Below are 16033 nucleotides of genomic sequence, written 5' to 3'. Positions count from 1 at the left end.
CTTTGTCATAGGGCTCATCCTTTGAGTGTTTTACTCTCCGGCAAACCCGGGGCGGTTCACCACAGTCAAACGCTGCAGCCTCAACATGTGCTTCCCTGGAAGGTCCTTCTCTTGGCTTCGCTGGTGATACCAATACTCATCGAGCTGATCCGCAGCTCTTCTGGCTCGGGCTTCGGCTACTTTCGGGGACCTTGTACGCAGAGAATATGCGATCCGAGGTGACGTGTAGTGGCGTTTCAACTCACTTGGGATGCGACGACTGAAATATAAAACCCCGTCTTTCACGAAGGTGAACGTGGGCGAAATGGTCTCCGACATGGTCTCCGGCTCCTTGCGGTTGCAAAAAGCTGGAGTGATACCAATGAGTTAGCTGACGAAATGGTGCCCGGGGGCGGAATCGAACCACCGACACGAGGATTTTCAATCCACTGCTCTACCCCTGAGCTACCCGGGCACGGGAGAACGCGAGGCGTTCGGGTTGCAGCGTTCTAGGCGAGGTACAGGGGGCTGTCCAGAGGGTTTGCGTAAAAATCTTGCCGTGATTTCACTACTGTTTTCTGGGGATGTCCTGCAAGGCTTCCTCGATGGCATCAATCGCGGCTTCGATGTCGTCGGGGTCTTGTGATGGCACTGCGTAACTGCCGCTCAGCCAATGTGCCAGATCGACGTCGGCACAGCGTTTCGAGCAGAACGGACGGTAGGCCGGATCGGCTTTGCGCTTGCAGATCGGGCAGGTCACGATGCTGACTCCTGCCCCTCCAGCAGCAGCACCAAAGGCTGGCGCACGCGCTGGCGTTGCAACTCGTAATGGCCCAGCGGCGTCCATCCTGCCATCACCGTTTCGATACTATCGGCGCGGAAAGCCGATTTGATCGCCATCTCGAAGGCGCGGCGGTCCTTTTTGGGCATCGGCGCCAGATCCAGCGTGATCTGGCCACCCAGACCGCGCAGGCGCAACTGGCGGGGCAGATCGCGAGCCAGTGCGATATTCGCCTTGAGGGCGGCAGCAGGGCTGGTATCGGCACCGGTGTTCACATCCACCGCCACCAAAGCACGGGTCGGCTCGATATAGGCAAAGCCGCCGCCTGACAGTGATATACGCGGTTGTAGAAGTGCCGCGATCATGTCCTCTACGCCGTGGGTGTCAAAACCGCCCTCGGCCGTCACAACCTCGGCCGGTTCGACCCAGTCGCGCCACGCCAGTGCGTGCGGCCCGTCGCCTTCGGTCAGCAGTTCAGCAGGTCCGTCCGCATCGGCCAGAACCGCTGCGGCCAGATCAGCCATCGCTGCGATATCCTCGGCAATCTCGTCAGCTCCGGCCCCTTCACAACCGGAGCGCAGGATGAGCCCCATTTCGCTGTCGCCCATCACCTCATGGGCAACGCCCAGCAGCGTGTCGCGCAGATCGTCGTCACGGATCGACCGGCTGATGTTCAGACCCGGCGCATCGGGTGTCACGATCGCATAGCGGCTTTTGAACAGCAGCTTCTGCGTGACCGGCAGGGCCTTGCCCTCTTCGGCATGACCTGTGACCTGCACCAGCATCGTATCGCCGGCAGAAATTCCTTTGACCTGCCGCAGAAAGGCGCTGCCATCAGGTGTGCGCAGGAACAGGCCGCCCTGCCCTTTCACAGGCCGGTCCGCCACTGCGCGATAGATCGCGCCGGGGCGCGGACCATCGCCGTCTAGCAACAGGTCTTCCAGCTTGCCATCCACGATCAGCGCTGCGGCCTCGCGTCCGTTCAGATTGTCTAGAATAATCTGGCGGCCCTTCATGAGCGGTCCTTCCATAGCGGGTATCCGGCGGCCTGCAAAAGGCCTGCGGTTTCTGAGAGTGGCAGGCCCACGACACCAGTGAACGATCCGTTGATCCAAGGGATAAAGGCACCGGCCAGCCCCTGAATACCGTAGCCGCCCGCCTTCCCCTGCCAGTCATTGCTGGCGAGATAGACGTTCAACTCCTCATCCGACAGGCGCTTCATCTGCACGGTTGTCACGACATCGCGCTGCCAGACCTTGTCGGCCCGCTTCAATGCAACAGCCGTGATCACGCGGTGGCGTCGTCCCGACAGGGCCAGCAGAAACTCTGCCGCCTGTCCGCTGCTTTCAGGTTTGCCCATGATGCGGCGGCCAAGGGCCACGGTTGTATCGGCGCAAAGCACCAGATCATCAAGGCCCGCTGGCACGGCTCGCGCCTTTTCAAGCGCCATACGCATGCAATAGGGACGCGGCAATTCGGCCTTGAGCGGGGTTTCGTCGATATCCGGCGCCGAAATTGCATCCGGCACAACGCCAATCTGCGCCAACAGTTCCCTGCGGCGCGGACTGCCTGATCCGAGTATGAGTTTCACAGTTAAAACAGTTACTTGAAGCGGTAGTTGATCCGACCCTTGGTCAGATCATAGGGGGTCATCTCGACTTGTACCTTGTCGCCAGCCAGAACGCGGATGCGGTTCTTACGCATCTTTCCTGCCGTATGTGCGATGATCTCATGGCCATTTTCAAGCTCGACCCGGAACGTCGCATTCGGCAGGAGTTCCTTCACGACACCGGGAAATTCGAGCGTATCTTCCTTGGCCATGGTCTCTCCTTCATCAATCGCCCCGCCATTCTGCGGGACAGGCGCTTAAATGGTCCCATCTGCGCAGATTTTCAAGGGGAATCTCTAGGCTGCGGGCTTTTGCGTCTTGCGGGCCAAGGCATGGTCCTGTTCAGGCCAATGCGCCTTGTTCAGAACATGACCATCGGCGCGCACATCGCGGATGGCGGAAAGGTCCACTTCGGCATAGGTCCAGCCTGCGCGGTCCAGCACACCTTCGGCAATCACGCCAGTCGGGGGAAAGCCGCGATCGGGTGGTCCGAAAATCCCCCCCATGCCGGTATTTTCCTCGACCGCATAAAGGCGCGGCGCGGCTCCGACCAAGGATGCCATCACTGTCAGGCACTGGTTTTCCAAGGCGCGGGCCATCGCGCCGATCCGCACACGCCAGTAGCCTTCCAGCGCTTCGGTGCAACTCGGGATCAGCAGAATCTCGACACCGCGTTCGGCCAGATCGCGCGCCAGCAAGGGAAATTCGCAATCATAGCAGATCAGGATACCGATGCGGCCAAGTGCCGTGTCGAAAACATGCAATGGCCCTGCCCCGCCGATGGCACCGTCAATGCCCCAATCCTCGCGCTCGAAACGGGTCATGATCTGCTTGTCCTGCACCCCGACAAGGCCCGCAGGGCCGAAAAGGGCTGCGCGGTTCAGCACCTTGCCCGCCTCGATCACAGGCGCCGAAGCCGCAAGGATATGCACGCCGAACCTTGCGGCCAGCGCTGCATGCAGATCGTAACTTGCGGCAACACGCCCTGCTACGGCGCGGATCGACCCTTTCAGATCGCCCGCAACCTCTGCCCCGTCCAAAGATGCAAGCTCCATCGCGCCATATTCGGGAAATACCAGAAGACCGGCCCCGTTCTCTGCGGCCTCGCCGACCCAAGCGGTCAGTTTCGCTTCGTATTCCGACCAGTTCTTGAACCAGTCGAGAGGATAGGCGGATGTCGCGATTTTCATGGGTCGGCCTCCTGTCTTGAACGGTTACGATCATGCCTGATCGTTCATGCAGTATCAAACCGGTCGGGATTTCAGGGAGCAGACCCCGGATCAAAGCTGCCGCGACCAGAATTGCAAGGATTTCCGGCTGTCCTCGGCGTCGCCCAGATCCTTCCAGCCGAAATGCGCAACAACGCCTGTCAGAGGCTGGTAGCCGCGCTTGTGCCAGAACGGATCAAGCGGAGCATAATCCGCAGGGCGCATCGGATGGTCCGCAGGGCGTATCACCGCACAGAAGGCCACTTCTGTCAGGCCCAGAGTGCGCGCATGCGCTTCGCGCAGATCGAAGAAGCGATGGCCGATCCCATACCCGCGCCATTGCGGCATGAGCACCGATTCCGCGCAATAGAAGATTGTGCGCAGATCCTTGCCCGTTCCGGCGAATGCGGCGGCAAAGTCGTCGGCATGGTCCTGCATCGGCATGCCGGTCGCGGCACCGACAAGGCGGGGGCCATCGAATGCCCCGACAACCACCGCGCGGGGATTGTCACGGTAGACCGCCAGATAGTCACGCTCGTAGGCCACGTTTCCGTCGTAAAGATAGGGCCAGTCGCGGAACACATCTATCCGCAGGCGCGCCACATCCTCCAGCCGCGAATCAAGCGCGGCCCCTGTCAGTGCAACAACCTCGATCAAGCGGGCACCCCGATCACGCTGATACCTGCGCGATCCAGTCGGCCAGATTGTAATAGGTCACGATGCGGGTGATCTTGCCGTCCTGAAGGCTAAAGAAAGAGCCTGCTGGCAAGCGATATGTCTGTCCGCGCGCCTCGGGCAGTCCGGGGTCCGTTTGCAGATAGGTGCCGTTGACGATGAATTCTGCCGCGCCACGGGTGTCGTCTGTTGCGGTAAAAATCACCATATCGGTCAGATTCTCACGGTAGCTGCGGCTCATGTGATCGCAGAATTCGGTGAATGCAGGTTTGCCGGTTCGCACCTTGCCCTCGTTGACATGATGGGCCACATCCTCGGACAGGCAGGCGATCATGCCTTGGGTATCGCCTGCATTGAACGCGCCGAAATAGGTCTGGATCGTCGCACGGGCCGTGTCTGTCATGGTTATCCCTCTGGTTTTGGCAAATACCTAGCAGGGGCGCGCAACCGCTCCAAGTGGCGTGGCGGCGCTTTTCGCACCGCCCGCGACCATTCGCGTCCCAGAGCGCGGCAAGCGCTGCGTGCCAATTCGCGGCCTGATGATGCTCCGGTGAATTGTCACACCCATGACCTGGTGCCGCCAGATGTCGATTGCGCACTGGACCCGCTGGCCCGTGATCTCGCACCGCGCCTGTTATCACCGGCTAATAGAATCGCGGGTAATCTGGCCGGATTGCTGAACACCGCCTCTATTGCGGACGGGTCGGCGGACCCCAAAGCTGCGTCAGATGCGCAATGATCTGGTCGCGGGTCTGGCGATAGGCATTCAACTTGACCTCGCGGCTTTCACCCAGCCCGGTCGGGTCGGTTATCGGCCAGTATTCCACGGTCAGATGATAGATCCGTGTCAGATCAAGCGCCCTGCGCTGGCTGGCCGGAGACAGGGCCACAACCAGATCGAACGAGGACAGATCCTCGCCACCTTCCTGCATTTCGTCGAAGGACCGGCTGCGATGCCGTGACAGCTCCACTCCAATCTCCTGACAGACCGCAATGGCGAAGCCGTCGATCTCCATGTCATTCGATACACCGACCGATTGCACATAGGTGTCGATCCCGTAGAACTTTTTCATGATCCCCTCGGCCATGGGTGATCTGACCGCGTTATGATCGCAGCAAAAAAGAACCGCTTGAGGCAGGGGCACAGGCACGATGTCAGCCTCCGAAGTGCAGAACGCAGACCAATGTGAACAAGCGGCGCGCCGTATCGGTGTCGATCACGGCTTTGCCCTCGAGTCGCTCCTGCAAGATGCGCGCACCTTCATTGTGGATGCCGCGCCGCGCCATGTCGATTGTTTCGATCTGGCTGGGAGGCATGGTCTTGACTGCGTCGAAATAGCTTTCGCAGATCGCCCAGTAATCCTTGACCACCTGACGGAACGGGCTGAGCGACAGATGGAACTCCGCCGCCTTGTCCCCTTTTTCGGTCAGTATATCGAAAACAAGACGCTTCTCGCGGATGGCCAGCCCCACACGATAAGGCCCTGCGGGGGCGATACGGTCGTCGCGGGACGGCAATTCGAACGAGTTTTGTTCCAGCAGGTCAAACATCGCAACCTTTCGCTCCTGCTCGATTTCGGGCGTCGGCGGTGGCAGGTTGGAATCATCAAGTTCGATTTCGCAGATACGTGTCATGGGCAGGGTCCTTGCGTCTGACCCTGCCTAGCGTAGGCACGCAGCCCGCACAATCCGTCTTGTTACCGAAATGCTGCATTGCAGCATCTTCTTGCCTGCCTGCGCTGTGCAGGCAACGGTTTGCCCGATCACTCGTTCAAACGGTTCAGGCGGGCGCGTACACTCAACCCGTGCGCCTCAAGGCTTTCCGAGATGGCCAGCGTTTCGGCCGCCGGACCAATTGCGCGCAAGGCCGCAGGCGTCATCTTGGCCAGCGTGGTCCGCTTGAGGAAATCCATCACGGACAGTCCGCTTGAAAACCGCGCCGAGCGCGCCGTGGGCAGCACGTGGTTCGGCCCGCCGACATAATCGCCGATCGCCTCGGGCGTCCATGCGCCCAGAAAGATAGCCCCTGCATGGGTGATTTTTGCCGACAAAGCATCCGGATCGGCCACGCAAAGCTCCAGATGTTCCGGCGCCATGCGGTTAGACAGATTTGCGGCCATATCCAGATCGGGCACGGTGATGATCGCGCCATAGTCGCGCCAGCTCGGTCCCGCGATGGATCGTCGCTCAAGCGTCAGTAGATGACGTTCGACCGCAGCAGCCACGGCACGTGCCATGACGGGACTATCGGTGATCAGAATGCTTTGCGCGCTTTCGTCATGTTCAGCCTGCGACAGCAAATCCAGCGCAATCCAGTCGGGATCGTTATCCTGATCCGCAATCACCAAAATCTCGGATGGCCCAGCGATCATGTCGATCCCGACCTTGCCGAACACGCGCCGCTTGGCCGCCGCCACAAAAGCATTGCCCGGTCCGGTGATCTTGTCCACAGGCGCAATGGTTTCGGTGCCGTATGCCAAAGCCGCCACAGCCTGCGCGCCACCGATGCGGTAGATCTCGTCCACGCCCGCAATACGCGCCGCCAGCAGGACCAGCGGATTCGCCACACCGTCCGGTGTCGGGACCACAATGGCCAACCGCTCAACTCCTGCCACCTTGGCGGGCACGGCATTCATCAGAACCGAAGACGGATAAGAGGCCAGCCCTCCCGGCACATAAAGCCCCGCCGCCGACACAGCCGTCCAGCGCCAGCCCAGCATCGCGCCTTGCGCATCGGTCCAGCTATGATCCTGCGGCATCTGGCGCGCGTGGTAGTCGCGGATGCGCGAGGCGGCCAGTTCCAGCGCGGCACGCTCGTGATCCGGCACTTGCGCCACCAGCGCATCAATCTCGGCCTGCGAAAAGCGCAGCGTTTCGGGCGTCAGGTCCAGCCGGTCGAACCGCGCTGTCAATTCGATCACCGCCGCATCGCCGCGCGCGCGCACATCCGCAATGATGCCCGCAACAACATCATCCACATCCACGCTATCCTCGCGCTTGGCACTCATCAGGGCGGCAAAAGCGGTCTCGAAATCGGGGTCGGCGGCGTTCAGGAATACAGGCATGGTCCCTCCGGAGTCTGTGGCGGGACATAGCTTTGCGCGCCTTCCGGCTCAAGCCCTGACAACGCAATTCGGCAGGACCGCTTCTTCTTGCCTGAAATATCCCCGCCGGAGGCGACTGTTCAGGCACTGCTTTGCGGTATCAGACCCCGTGATCCGGCACTTTGCGCGAGGGGGCGATATAGGGGCGTGTCACGTCCTTCAAGGACACTTCAAGCGCCTCGACCCGCAGTCGCAAGGCGCCGTCACCGGCCAGCAGCAGATGAAGTTCGCCCGCGGGTTCACGACCGGCATGCCAGTCGATCGACAGCAGCGACAGCACCAGATCCGGATCGCGCCGGTCAATGCCGTTCGAGGCCACTGCCAGCACATTGTCGATCACCAGCAATGATTGCACGCGCTCGGCTGGACCCCTACGGGCAGGTGACGAGGCGTGATCTTCCCAGCGGAAACGGTTCAACAGCAGGCCAAAGCGCCGCCGACCAGCGCGCCATGTCATGGCTGTGGCCGGAAATACCGCATCCTGTGTCAGGGCGGAAATGACCTTGAGATCGTCAGCTTCCAACGCCCCGAGGTTCAGCGGAGACTCGCGCGCATCCTCGAAACGGGCGTCGCTCATTGGCCAGAAATCCTTTCGATCTTGGCGCCGACCGCGCCCAGCTTCTCCTCGACCCGCTCATAACCGCGATCGAGGTGATAGACGCGGTTGACGATCGTCTCGCCTTCGGCGGCAAGTCCGGCAAGGATCAGCGACACACTAGCCCGCAGATCGGTGGCCATGACCGGCGCGCCTTTCAGACCGTCCACACCTGTCACAGTCGCGGTACCGCCATGCACGTCGATCTTTGCCCCCATCCGCATCAATTCGGGCGCATGCATGAAGCGGTTCTCGAAGATCTTCTCCTCCAGCACCGAGACCCCCTCGGCCGTACAGAGCAGCGCCATCATCTGCGCCTGCAGATCTGTCGGAAAGCCCGGGAAAGGCTCGGTCGTCACGTCCACGGCGCGCACGCGTCCGTTCTGGCGCGACACCTTCAGGCCCTGCGCCGTTTCCTCAACGCTGATACCCGCTGCATCCAGTTTCTCGCAGAACGCGCCAACCAGTTCGATACGCCCGCCCAGTAGCTCCACCTCGCCGCCGCAGATCGCGGGGGCCAGCATATAGGTGCCCAATTCGATCCGGTCCGTCACCACCGGATGCGTTGCACCGTTCAGACGGTCCACACCCTGAATCGTGATGGTCGATGTGCCCTCGCCCTCGATCTGGGCACCCATTTTCCGCAGGCAGCGGGCCAGATCGACAATTTCGGGCTCGCGCGCGGCGTTTTTCAGCACGGTTGTGCCCTTGGCCAAAGTCGCCGCCATCAGCGCATTCTCGGTCGCACCGACCGACACAAAGGGGAAGTCAACGATCCCGCCTTTCAAACCACCTGGGGCTTTGGCATGCACATAGCCCTCACGCAGATCCAGTTCGGCCCCCATCGCCTCAAGCGCCTTGAGGTGCAAATCGACAGGACGCGCGCCGATCGCACAACCGCCCGGCAAGGAAACAACCGCATGGCCATCCCGCGCCAGCATCGGCCCCAGCACAAGGATCGAGGCGCGCATTTTCCGAACGATGTCATAGTCGGCGGTATGATTGTGGATATCATGGCTCGACATCGACAGCACCTTGCCATCCTGCATCGAGGTCACCTCGGACCCGAGCGAGCGCAACAGTTCTGTCATGGTGCGGATATCAGATAGGCGCGGCGCATTGGTCAGGGTCAGCGGCTCTTCCGAGAGCAGTGTCGCCGGCATCAGCGTCAGACAGGCATTCTTGGCGCCCGCAATCGGGATCTGGCCCTTCAAAGGGCCGTTGCCTGTCACGATTATTGAATCCATCCGCCTGCCCTTTTCATTCTTTGCCTGTATCATCCACCGAGGTTTCATCACCCTTGGCGACTTTTTGCTCTGCCCGCGCGCGTGCCTGCGCCTTGCGTCTTGCCATATTGACCTTGAGAGCGGCCTTCAACCGTTCTTCACGCGCGTTGCCTTTGTCAGGCGGTGTTGTGCCATGTCGTCTCTGCTGCATTCCGTCTTCCTATAGCAAGCCGCGAAATGCGTCCAGATTGCGCTTGCACCCTGTACGATTTGCGTCTAATCAGCCGCCCACGGTCCGGTCCGGCTTGCATGCCACCCGACCATAATGCTGTGGTAGCTCAGTGGCAGAGCACTCCCTTGGTAAGGGAGAGGTCGAGAGTTCAATCCTCTCTCACAGCACCATTTCCTTTTTTGCGCGTGTAATCTCCCCTAACACCTTGAATGGGAAGGAAAATTTCGGAGTTCCATACGCCTCTTTCGGGCAGTATGTGAGGGGCTCCTGAAATGCCAGTCTCAGCACAGTTTGCTTCGCTGCATGACCACCATTTTTGTAGACTTTCCAAGGGTTTGACAGGAAACTCAGCGAGAGTTCCATACACTCGCTCTTGGTATGCCTATCTGGCAAGACACCGGAGACTTTCTCCGAGAGAACGATTTTCTGCCGCTCCAGCTTTTCAATGCGCTTTTCGAAGGCGCGGATGACAGATTTGTTTTCGGCCTCAATGATCTTGTCGAGCGTGTTTTCGATCTCGCTGTCGATGGTTTTTATCTGGCTCTTCCAGGCAGCTCGCTCTTCGCGCATGGTTTGCTCTTTCAGAGCCCATGCGTCCTGAAACATCATCCCGGCGATCTCGATGAGGCCGCGTGACGGAGCCATGCGCTGCATGATCTCCTCAAATCCAGCTTCCAGCTTGGCACGCGGCACGGACTTGCTCTTGGCATCGCAGCCCCGTGTCTCGCAGCGATAATAGGCATAATGCTTACGGCACCCCTTGGACCATGCACCAGTCATGGCGTTGCCACAGCACTTGCAGGCCACAAAACCGCGCAGCGGAAAGTCCACATTGTAGTCCTTGCGCGCCGCAGGAGCGCGCTTCTTGCCTTCGATGTTGTCGATAATGCGCTGGTGCGTCTCAAAGCTGATCAGCGCATCATGCTGGCCTTTGCGAACAGACACGCCCCATTTTGGCGCTTCGACATAGCCTGCATAGACAACCTTCTTGAGAAGGCGCGTGATCGTCATCGGGCGGATGCGCCCGTCTTTGGTGTCTTTCGGGAAATGCGGATTGGACTCCAGGAAGCGCTGCACTTCGGCCTGAGAGGCGAAACGGCCACTTGCATAGCCCTCTAGGGCTTCGCGAACGACAGAGGAAAGGGGCTCGTTGGGCACGAGTACCTTGCCACCGCCGCCCTTTGCCTGAACGTGCTTATAACCTACCGGAGCGCGGAACACCCAATATCCGGCCTCAACGCGGGCCATCATTTTCTGCTTCACCTGTCGGCGGTTCTGTTCGCGCTCCAGCTGGCCCGTTGCCGCCATCATGGTTTCGATGAACTTGCCCTCAGGTGAGTCCTCGAATTTGAAATTCAGACATTCCGGCGTGGCCCCACGGCTCGCAAGCTCGCTACGCAGCTCCAGATGAAAGCGCGTATCACGCGCAAAGCGCTTCAGATCATCAAAGATGACGACATAGTTTTTGCCTTTCTGGGCTTCCATATAAGCCAACATGGCGCGCATGCCGGGACGTTTCATGAAATCGCCGCCGCCCTAAATATCATCGGGGAAGACCATTTCCACATCATAGCCACGCTCGCTCGCATATTTGCGGCAACGCTGTTCCTGACTCTCTAAGCCCGAGCCGTGCGTCTTTTGCTTGCGATCAGAAACGCGGCAATAGATCAGCGCAGCGGGGGCAAAAGCCTGATTTTGTTGTTCTTTTGTCATGAGTCCTCCTTTGTCTTGCGGCGAGCTTACTCAGCCGCGAGGTGGTTGAATTTTTGGCTCAGGGTTTCTGCTTCAGACTTTACCATGGCTGAATCCTGATTGCCCGTCTCTTCATGGGTTTCAGGCAGTTTTCCACAGGCCAGCTCCAGCGGCGAAACCTTGAAACCCAGATCAACAAACGGAATGATGATCTTCCAAAGCTCAGCAATGATCTCTTGCTTCTGATCATCGCTAAGCCCGGCTTCATCGAACATGGCCTGATACTTCGCCAAATCGATCTGAAGCGTTTTGTCTGGACCTGTTTCAAAGACGAAGCCCAATGCTTTCCAGTCTTCTGTTGTCATGGTCGCACTCTCCTTTCCCACCCAGGTTTCTGGCGTGCGCGTTTCCTCACCCGGTAAAACCGGATGCGCATGAATTCCGTCTGCCCTTGAAGGTGCCTCTTGTTGATCAACAGAGGCGGCTGGATGAACGGCGATACTCTCGCTAGTCGGCTTTGAGCCTTCCTTCATCTCACTCTTCATTTTAGCATAATTTATGCGCGGATCACAAATTCTGCGGGCTTGCGGTGTTTTCTTAGTATCTGAGATCATTGTGTTTCCTTTTCTGTTTGAGGTTGCGGGTCTTGGTGGTTCAGGGACGATGTCCCTGCACAAACGACCATGAGCCGTCTGCGTATTGCGGAAGATGCGCGTGGCTGGATGGGACGGCCTCGCGGATGATTTTCAGGCGCTTGCGCCACGGCCAGCCGGGCACGGAAACGCTGTCCATATCCCGGTCAAAATACGGGTTCGGGCCATAGAGCCCTGTGTATTCCTTCACCGCAAAATACGGCCTCTTCTGCGCGATGAAGGGCGGGATGCCATAGCCAGATGGCATGACCAAAGCCTGATCATGCGCCATGCCCAGTATCTCTTCGGGCGTGCGCAAGGGGCGGGCCTGTTTGCGCTGATGGCCCATCTCGTAATCAAGGGCGCGCAAGGCTGCACCTGTCTTGTACGGGTCGGCCTGCCCACGGAACGCAGCCAGAAGGGCTTCGCGCTTGGCGCGGCCAGCGCGCTGCTGCGTCAGCGGATCATCAAGGGACAAGGTCTGATTGCCAAGCTTGGCGCTCAAATGCCGCGCGGTATCCAGATCGGAAATACCGCCGCCCAGATAGACTTCCAGATCACTGCTGGCCGAGAGCGTCATCGCACCCGTTGGCCCAAGGTTCTTTCTGATCTGGCCAAGGTCCTGATAGACCGTGACCGGGCACAGGCCAAAACCTCTGCCGATGGAGTAGAAATCGGCAATCTCGGGAAATCGCCCAAGCTGCGCTGCTTCATCAATCACCAGATTGAGCGTTGGAGAGCTGGGGCGCTGCTGCTTGATGGTGCGAAGGCTCGAAAAAAACTGCCGGATCAGCGGCGCGTTCTGTTCGGTCAACTCCGGCGGCATGACGAAGAACACGAACACGGGCTGGCGCGTGTCTTCGCATAGAATATCCAGCGAGAACTCAGCCTCAGAACCGGAGACAAAGGCGTCCTGCAAGGCGCGGTCGGCCATGAAGGACAGGCGATTGGATAGCTCGCCCATGACAGATTGATAGGTGCGCTCGCTCTCAAGGCGCATCTCGCGCATTTCGGCATAGGTAACAGCCAGATCAGGCTCGCCCATCGCGGCCATGAGCTCTGCCACTTCATCCCACGCCTCGGGCGCGGCGCGGATCAGGCCGAGCAGCTTGTAAATCGATGCAGGCGAGACACCGCCATCCAGATGGACACCGCCGCGAATGATCGCATCCAGCCAGTTTTGAGCCTTTTGCTCAAAGAACTGATCACGGCCAGCTTCGCTTTCAGGGATAAAGGTACGGGCTACGCGCCTGCCATCTGCAACCAGCCTGGGCGAGTCCGGCGTGAGATGCGCCAGAAGCGACAGGCGGTTTCCGCGCGCGCCGTGCACGCCATAGGGATTGATCTCGTAAACAGCCGCCTTGATGCGCGCGAAGTACGGCTCCAGAACAGCGCGCAGCTCGCGCTTGGGATCAAAGATTGCGTAGCGCTGCGGCTCACCCAAACGGGCAGCAGTGTTCATGAGATGGGCAAGCACGGATGTGAACTTGCCGGAGCCAGCGCCGCCGATCAGGATCATGCCCGCGCTTTTGGAATGGACGAGCTTGCGGCCATTATAAAAGCCAAACGGCACGCCGCCCTGGCTGCTGAACGCCCGGCGCACTTCCATATCAGAAGCGAAACGCGCCGAGCCGTATGGGTGTTCAGATGCAAGCATGGTTGAGCTTTCTGGTTTGAAAAAACTGGGGAGGATGGACGGCCACGCATTGAACGCAGCCGCCCTTTTGGTCACTTTCCGTAGTGCGTGGTTTGACCCTTGGCTTCGAAGTGGGTCTTGATCTTGCTGCCGGAATAGAAGGCCGCAAATGAGAGCCCGCCGAAGATCAGCATCAAGAGGTAATCGCCATTCGAGAATGCACCGAAGGCGATAAGCCCCATAAAGGCCCCAGACAGGAAAATTCTATCCTGTTTGCGCGATGCTTTCTTATCTTCGATCTTCTTCGGTGCTTTGTTGAGTCCGAGCATAATAGTTTCCTTTCAGTTGAAGTTTCAGTGGGTTAGATGAAGCGATAGGCGAGATAGACGCCTGCCGCTGTCAGGCCTGCGATGACACTGGCGCGCGCCGCGAAGAACACGAGCGGCCAGCACAGGATCATCCAGACGATGGCGATCAGATCGACGAGTTCAGGTGCATAGGTCCGCTGCGCATACAAAATGACGTATGGCTGGGTGAACTCGTTGAGCGGCGCGCTGAGAAGAACCGAGATCATTGCAGCAAGCGTGCTGGCAAAGCCGTCCTTCATATTAGGCCCTTGGCCCTGAGCGTTTGGTCCGTATTGGTTTGGGGTCATCATAGTGTCTTGCCTTTCCGGTTTGGTGCCCCGCCTGGCGGCAGGGTGAGTTGTCGGGATCGCTGAAACGGCTGTTTCAAAGGGTTGGTTGGTCTATAGTTGTCAGGGGTGGTATTGCCCCGATCCCCCCAAACGCTCGCTGCGCGTTGTTGGGGGTGAACTGCATTTAGGGTCGGGACTGTGATATGGGAACAAGCAGAGAAGGGGCGAATGGGGGTAAAGTTATTCCCCTGGAATCAAGAGCTTCTGCGAAATCCAATTCCGAAAATGAACAGGGGAAAACTGTTCCCCTACCGCTGAAATTCCCAAGTGGTAGCAATCAGGAACGCATGATTGGTTTCTTTCCAAAGGCCCTGAAGGAGTACGCCCGCTTGGCTTTGCTCGAATACAAAGACAAGAACGGCATCGGCAATCAAAGGCTGCGCGATATGATCATGCAGCCTGAGGATGACGCGCTTGTGCCGTTTGAGAAATCAAAGGCACCAAAGACAAGAGATACCCGCCTGACGCTCGATGATATCAAGAAGTGGCTCAGCGCAAAATCGATCCACCAGATCGGGGATACCAAATTCACCTTCATCAACCGTTTCCTGCAAACCCTTCGGATCAGCGGGGAGCTGGCTGAGTATGATCTCCGCTTCTGCGAAGAGCGGCGCAACTATCATCGCCAGGCCTTGTGCGATGTACTTTCAAACGCATACGAGCAGGAAGCAGCCATCACGGCTCTGGACGGTGCGCATCAGCACTATCTGATCAGCGCACAGACAGAAGGAACGGCGGCCAAGTTTCCGACATGCGTTATCATCGCTCATGGTTACGCGGGCGGGGTTACACCGCTGACGCTTCTGTTTTCTGAAGTCCCGGCGCAGCGGGAAGGCGGTCATCTCACGGATAGCTTTTTCGATGATCTCACCGCAAACCGCTTCCCGCTGGTCTATCGCGGCTACCTTATCCTGACGACGCGCCTGCATTTTCAGGATGGTCCGGGACGGCACATGATCAATGCGCGCGCGGTATTCTCTCTTGATGATGTGCAATCGTTAGGGGATGGCTGGATACCGCATGCCAGAGTTCTGGCTGATACCAACGTTATGATCGACAAGAACAACGATGGGGACATCATGCGGTACTCGATCAAGATCGACACGACAGATTTCCCCGAGGAGACATCAATCAAGCTCAAGAAAACTGAAGCTCGATATCCTAAAGGCTCAGCCGCTGATGAAGCAGAGCGCTCAATGACCGCAGAAATCCAGCCAGAAAACGAACACCTCAAAACCATCGCAGACAAGTTTTCCGGGGGGTATCAGTAGATGGCCAGCCCGCAGCGAAAGCCCGAGCGCCCCGCACTGCAAACCGATGACGGGACAAAAAAAGAGCCGCCTGACATTTTCAGGGCGGCGCGTGAAGACGATCTCAACGAGCTTGAGCGTGCGTTGGCAGATGGCCAGTCTCTGGATGCTGCTGCGCTCGATACGCATCTCACACCCGTTCATGTCGCAGCCATGCGAGGGAGCATCAACTTTCTTGAGGCTGCTATGATGTATAATCCACAGACAGCGTGGATGCAGGACGGCCAACAGCGAACGCCCTTCGACCATGCCGCAGCACGACAAGACAGGCAATCAATGGCCCACCTGCACAACGCCATGTATCCTGAAATGCAGGTCCTTATTCCTGATCAGTAAAGCTGATTTCAAACTGCTTCTTTTCGCAAAAGCGATATGGATCAGTATGAAAATTTGATCTATTATAGTTTCATAGTAATTTATAGTTTACAAAAATTCTATCAAATTCGTACATTCCATGCAGTAACGTGCAAGATAGATTCAAGTGGATAATCACTTTTATCTTTTCTAGATTGCAGTTAGCAGGTTTGTCGACAAGCCCTATAATCACCACTATCTGTTGCCCTGAGGTTTGTCGGAACAATTTGGGTGCAAAATTTGACGTATTTAGCTGAAATATAGTAGCATTATTATTGTTATATTTTTTCTAGAGAGGTTTTT

At 58.2% G+C, this 16033-nt stretch carries 21 protein-coding genes, 2 tRNA genes and 1 pseudogene; 3 read left to right on the top strand and 21 right to left on the bottom strand.

All coding sequences use genetic code 11. The features are described from left to right. Positions 1-30: 30 nt before the first annotated feature. The 15 genes from K7H22_RS20190 to K7H22_RS19050 all read right to left on the bottom strand — a co-directional run bounded on the left by K7H22_RS20190 (position 31) and on the right by K7H22_RS19050 (position 9388). Positions 31-318, bottom strand: a complete 288-nt coding sequence (locus K7H22_RS20190; protein WP_330165869.1) for a DUF6538 domain-containing protein — start codon at positions 316-318, stop codon at positions 31-33. A 61-nt stretch (positions 319-379) separates the two neighbouring features. Beyond that, a tRNA-Phe gene (locus tag K7H22_RS19115) sits at positions 380-454 on the bottom strand. 93 nt (positions 455-547) lie between these two features. Further along, the gene (locus K7H22_RS19110) at positions 548-739 is read right to left on the bottom strand and encodes a DNA gyrase inhibitor YacG (RefSeq protein ID WP_230802428.1); all 192 of its coding nucleotides are present in this window, start codon (positions 737-739) and stop codon (positions 548-550) included. Beyond that, a complete protein-coding gene (locus K7H22_RS19105) occupies positions 736-1776 on the bottom strand; it encodes a ribonuclease E/G (protein ID WP_230802431.1) in 1041 nt (346 codons plus the stop codon). The genes K7H22_RS19110 and K7H22_RS19105 overlap by 4 nt, the downstream gene beginning before the upstream one ends. Then, positions 1773-2351: a Maf family protein gene (locus tag K7H22_RS19100; RefSeq protein WP_230802427.1), complete on the bottom strand. Its 579-nt coding sequence runs from the start codon at positions 2349-2351 to the stop codon at positions 1773-1775. The genes K7H22_RS19105 and K7H22_RS19100 overlap by 4 nt, the downstream gene beginning before the upstream one ends. Before the next feature lie 11 nt (positions 2352-2362). Further along, positions 2363-2581 carry a translation initiation factor IF-1 gene (gene infA, locus K7H22_RS19095; protein WP_005978431.1) on the bottom strand — a complete coding sequence of 73 codons (219 nt, stop codon included), beginning with the start codon at positions 2579-2581 and terminating at the stop codon, positions 2363-2365. An 84-nt stretch (positions 2582-2665) separates the two neighbouring features. Beyond that, positions 2666-3559 carry a carbon-nitrogen hydrolase family protein gene (locus K7H22_RS19090; RefSeq protein WP_230802426.1) on the bottom strand — a complete coding sequence of 298 codons (894 nt, stop codon included), beginning with the start codon at positions 3557-3559 and terminating at the stop codon, positions 2666-2668. 90 nt (positions 3560-3649) lie between these two features. Next, on the bottom strand, positions 3650-4231 hold the full coding sequence (locus tag K7H22_RS19085; RefSeq protein WP_230802430.1) for a GNAT family N-acetyltransferase: 582 nt from the start codon (positions 4229-4231) through the stop codon (positions 3650-3652). Between the two features lie 16 nt (positions 4232-4247). After that, a complete protein-coding gene (locus K7H22_RS19080; protein WP_230802425.1) occupies positions 4248-4655 on the bottom strand; it encodes a ketosteroid isomerase-related protein in 408 nt (135 codons plus the stop codon). A 286-nt stretch (positions 4656-4941) separates the two neighbouring features. Beyond that, the gene (locus K7H22_RS19075) at positions 4942-5403 is read right to left on the bottom strand and encodes a low molecular weight phosphatase family protein (protein WP_230802424.1); all 462 of its coding nucleotides are present in this window, start codon (positions 5401-5403) and stop codon (positions 4942-4944) included. Between the two features lie 4 nt (positions 5404-5407). Continuing rightward, positions 5408-5887 (bottom strand): UPF0262 family protein, encoded by a 480-nt coding sequence (locus tag K7H22_RS19070; protein ID WP_230802423.1) that lies wholly within the window; start codon positions 5885-5887, stop codon positions 5408-5410. A gap of 128 nt (positions 5888-6015) precedes the next feature. Beyond that, complete coding sequence (gene hisD, locus K7H22_RS19065; protein ID WP_230802422.1) at positions 6016-7317, bottom strand: histidinol dehydrogenase; 1302 nt, start codon at positions 7315-7317, stop codon at positions 6016-6018. Between the two features lie 139 nt (positions 7318-7456). Continuing rightward, entirely contained in the window at positions 7457-7933 is a 477-nt protein-coding gene (locus K7H22_RS19060; protein ID WP_230802421.1) for a DUF2948 family protein, read from the bottom strand. Beyond that, entirely contained in the window at positions 7930-9198 is a 1269-nt protein-coding gene (gene murA, locus K7H22_RS19055; protein WP_230802420.1) for a UDP-N-acetylglucosamine 1-carboxyvinyltransferase, read from the bottom strand. The genes K7H22_RS19060 and murA overlap by 4 nt, the downstream gene beginning before the upstream one ends. Before the next feature lie 13 nt (positions 9199-9211). Then, positions 9212-9388 (bottom strand): hypothetical protein, encoded by a 177-nt coding sequence (locus tag K7H22_RS19050; RefSeq protein WP_230802419.1) that lies wholly within the window; start codon positions 9386-9388, stop codon positions 9212-9214. Between the two features lie 116 nt (positions 9389-9504). Here K7H22_RS19050 and K7H22_RS19045 point away from each other — a divergent pair. Further along, positions 9505-9579, top strand: a tRNA-Thr gene (locus K7H22_RS19045). Here the strand turns inward: K7H22_RS19045 and K7H22_RS19040 are convergent. The 6 genes and pseudogenes from K7H22_RS19040 to K7H22_RS19015 all read right to left on the bottom strand — a co-directional run bounded on the left by K7H22_RS19040 (position 9569) and on the right by K7H22_RS19015 (position 13976). Further along, positions 9569-10420, bottom strand: a complete 852-nt coding sequence (locus K7H22_RS19040) for a zinc ribbon domain-containing protein (protein WP_269063244.1) — start codon at positions 10418-10420, stop codon at positions 9569-9571. The genes K7H22_RS19045 and K7H22_RS19040 overlap by 11 nt on opposite strands. A 225-nt stretch (positions 10421-10645) precedes the next feature. After that, a pseudogene (locus tag K7H22_RS19035) lies at positions 10646-11122 on the bottom strand (recombinase family protein); the annotation flags it as partial. Between the two features lie 26 nt (positions 11123-11148). Continuing rightward, the gene (locus K7H22_RS19030; protein ID WP_230802418.1) at positions 11149-11715 is read right to left on the bottom strand and encodes a hypothetical protein; all 567 of its coding nucleotides are present in this window, start codon (positions 11713-11715) and stop codon (positions 11149-11151) included. 40 nt (positions 11716-11755) lie between these two features. Then, positions 11756-13390 carry a type IV secretory system conjugative DNA transfer family protein gene (locus tag K7H22_RS19025; RefSeq protein WP_230802417.1) on the bottom strand — a complete coding sequence of 545 codons (1635 nt, stop codon included), beginning with the start codon at positions 13388-13390 and terminating at the stop codon, positions 11756-11758. Positions 13391-13461: 71 nt separating this feature from the next. Beyond that, positions 13462-13698 carry a hypothetical protein gene (locus tag K7H22_RS19020; protein WP_230802416.1) on the bottom strand — a complete coding sequence of 79 codons (237 nt, stop codon included), beginning with the start codon at positions 13696-13698 and terminating at the stop codon, positions 13462-13464. 32 nt (positions 13699-13730) lie between these two features. Then, positions 13731-13976: a hypothetical protein gene (locus K7H22_RS19015; RefSeq protein WP_230802415.1), complete on the bottom strand. Its 246-nt coding sequence runs from the start codon at positions 13974-13976 to the stop codon at positions 13731-13733. Between the two features lie 233 nt (positions 13977-14209). Between K7H22_RS19015 and K7H22_RS19010 the strand changes: the two genes are divergently transcribed. Together K7H22_RS19010 and K7H22_RS19005 are read left to right on the top strand one after the other, a co-directional pair. Further along, a complete protein-coding gene (locus K7H22_RS19010; protein WP_230802414.1) occupies positions 14210-15337 on the top strand; it encodes a hypothetical protein in 1128 nt (375 codons plus the stop codon). After that, on the top strand, positions 15338-15712 hold the full coding sequence (locus K7H22_RS19005; protein WP_230802413.1) for an ankyrin repeat domain-containing protein: 375 nt from the start codon (positions 15338-15340) through the stop codon (positions 15710-15712). Positions 15713-16033: the final 321 nt, after the last annotated feature.

The sequence above is a fragment of the Seohaeicola saemankumensis genome (genome assembly GCF_021021435.1).
In the GTDB taxonomy this organism is placed as follows: domain Bacteria; phylum Pseudomonadota; class Alphaproteobacteria; order Rhodobacterales; family Rhodobacteraceae; genus Seohaeicola.
This window is presented reverse-complemented; position numbering and strand designations above follow the sequence as displayed.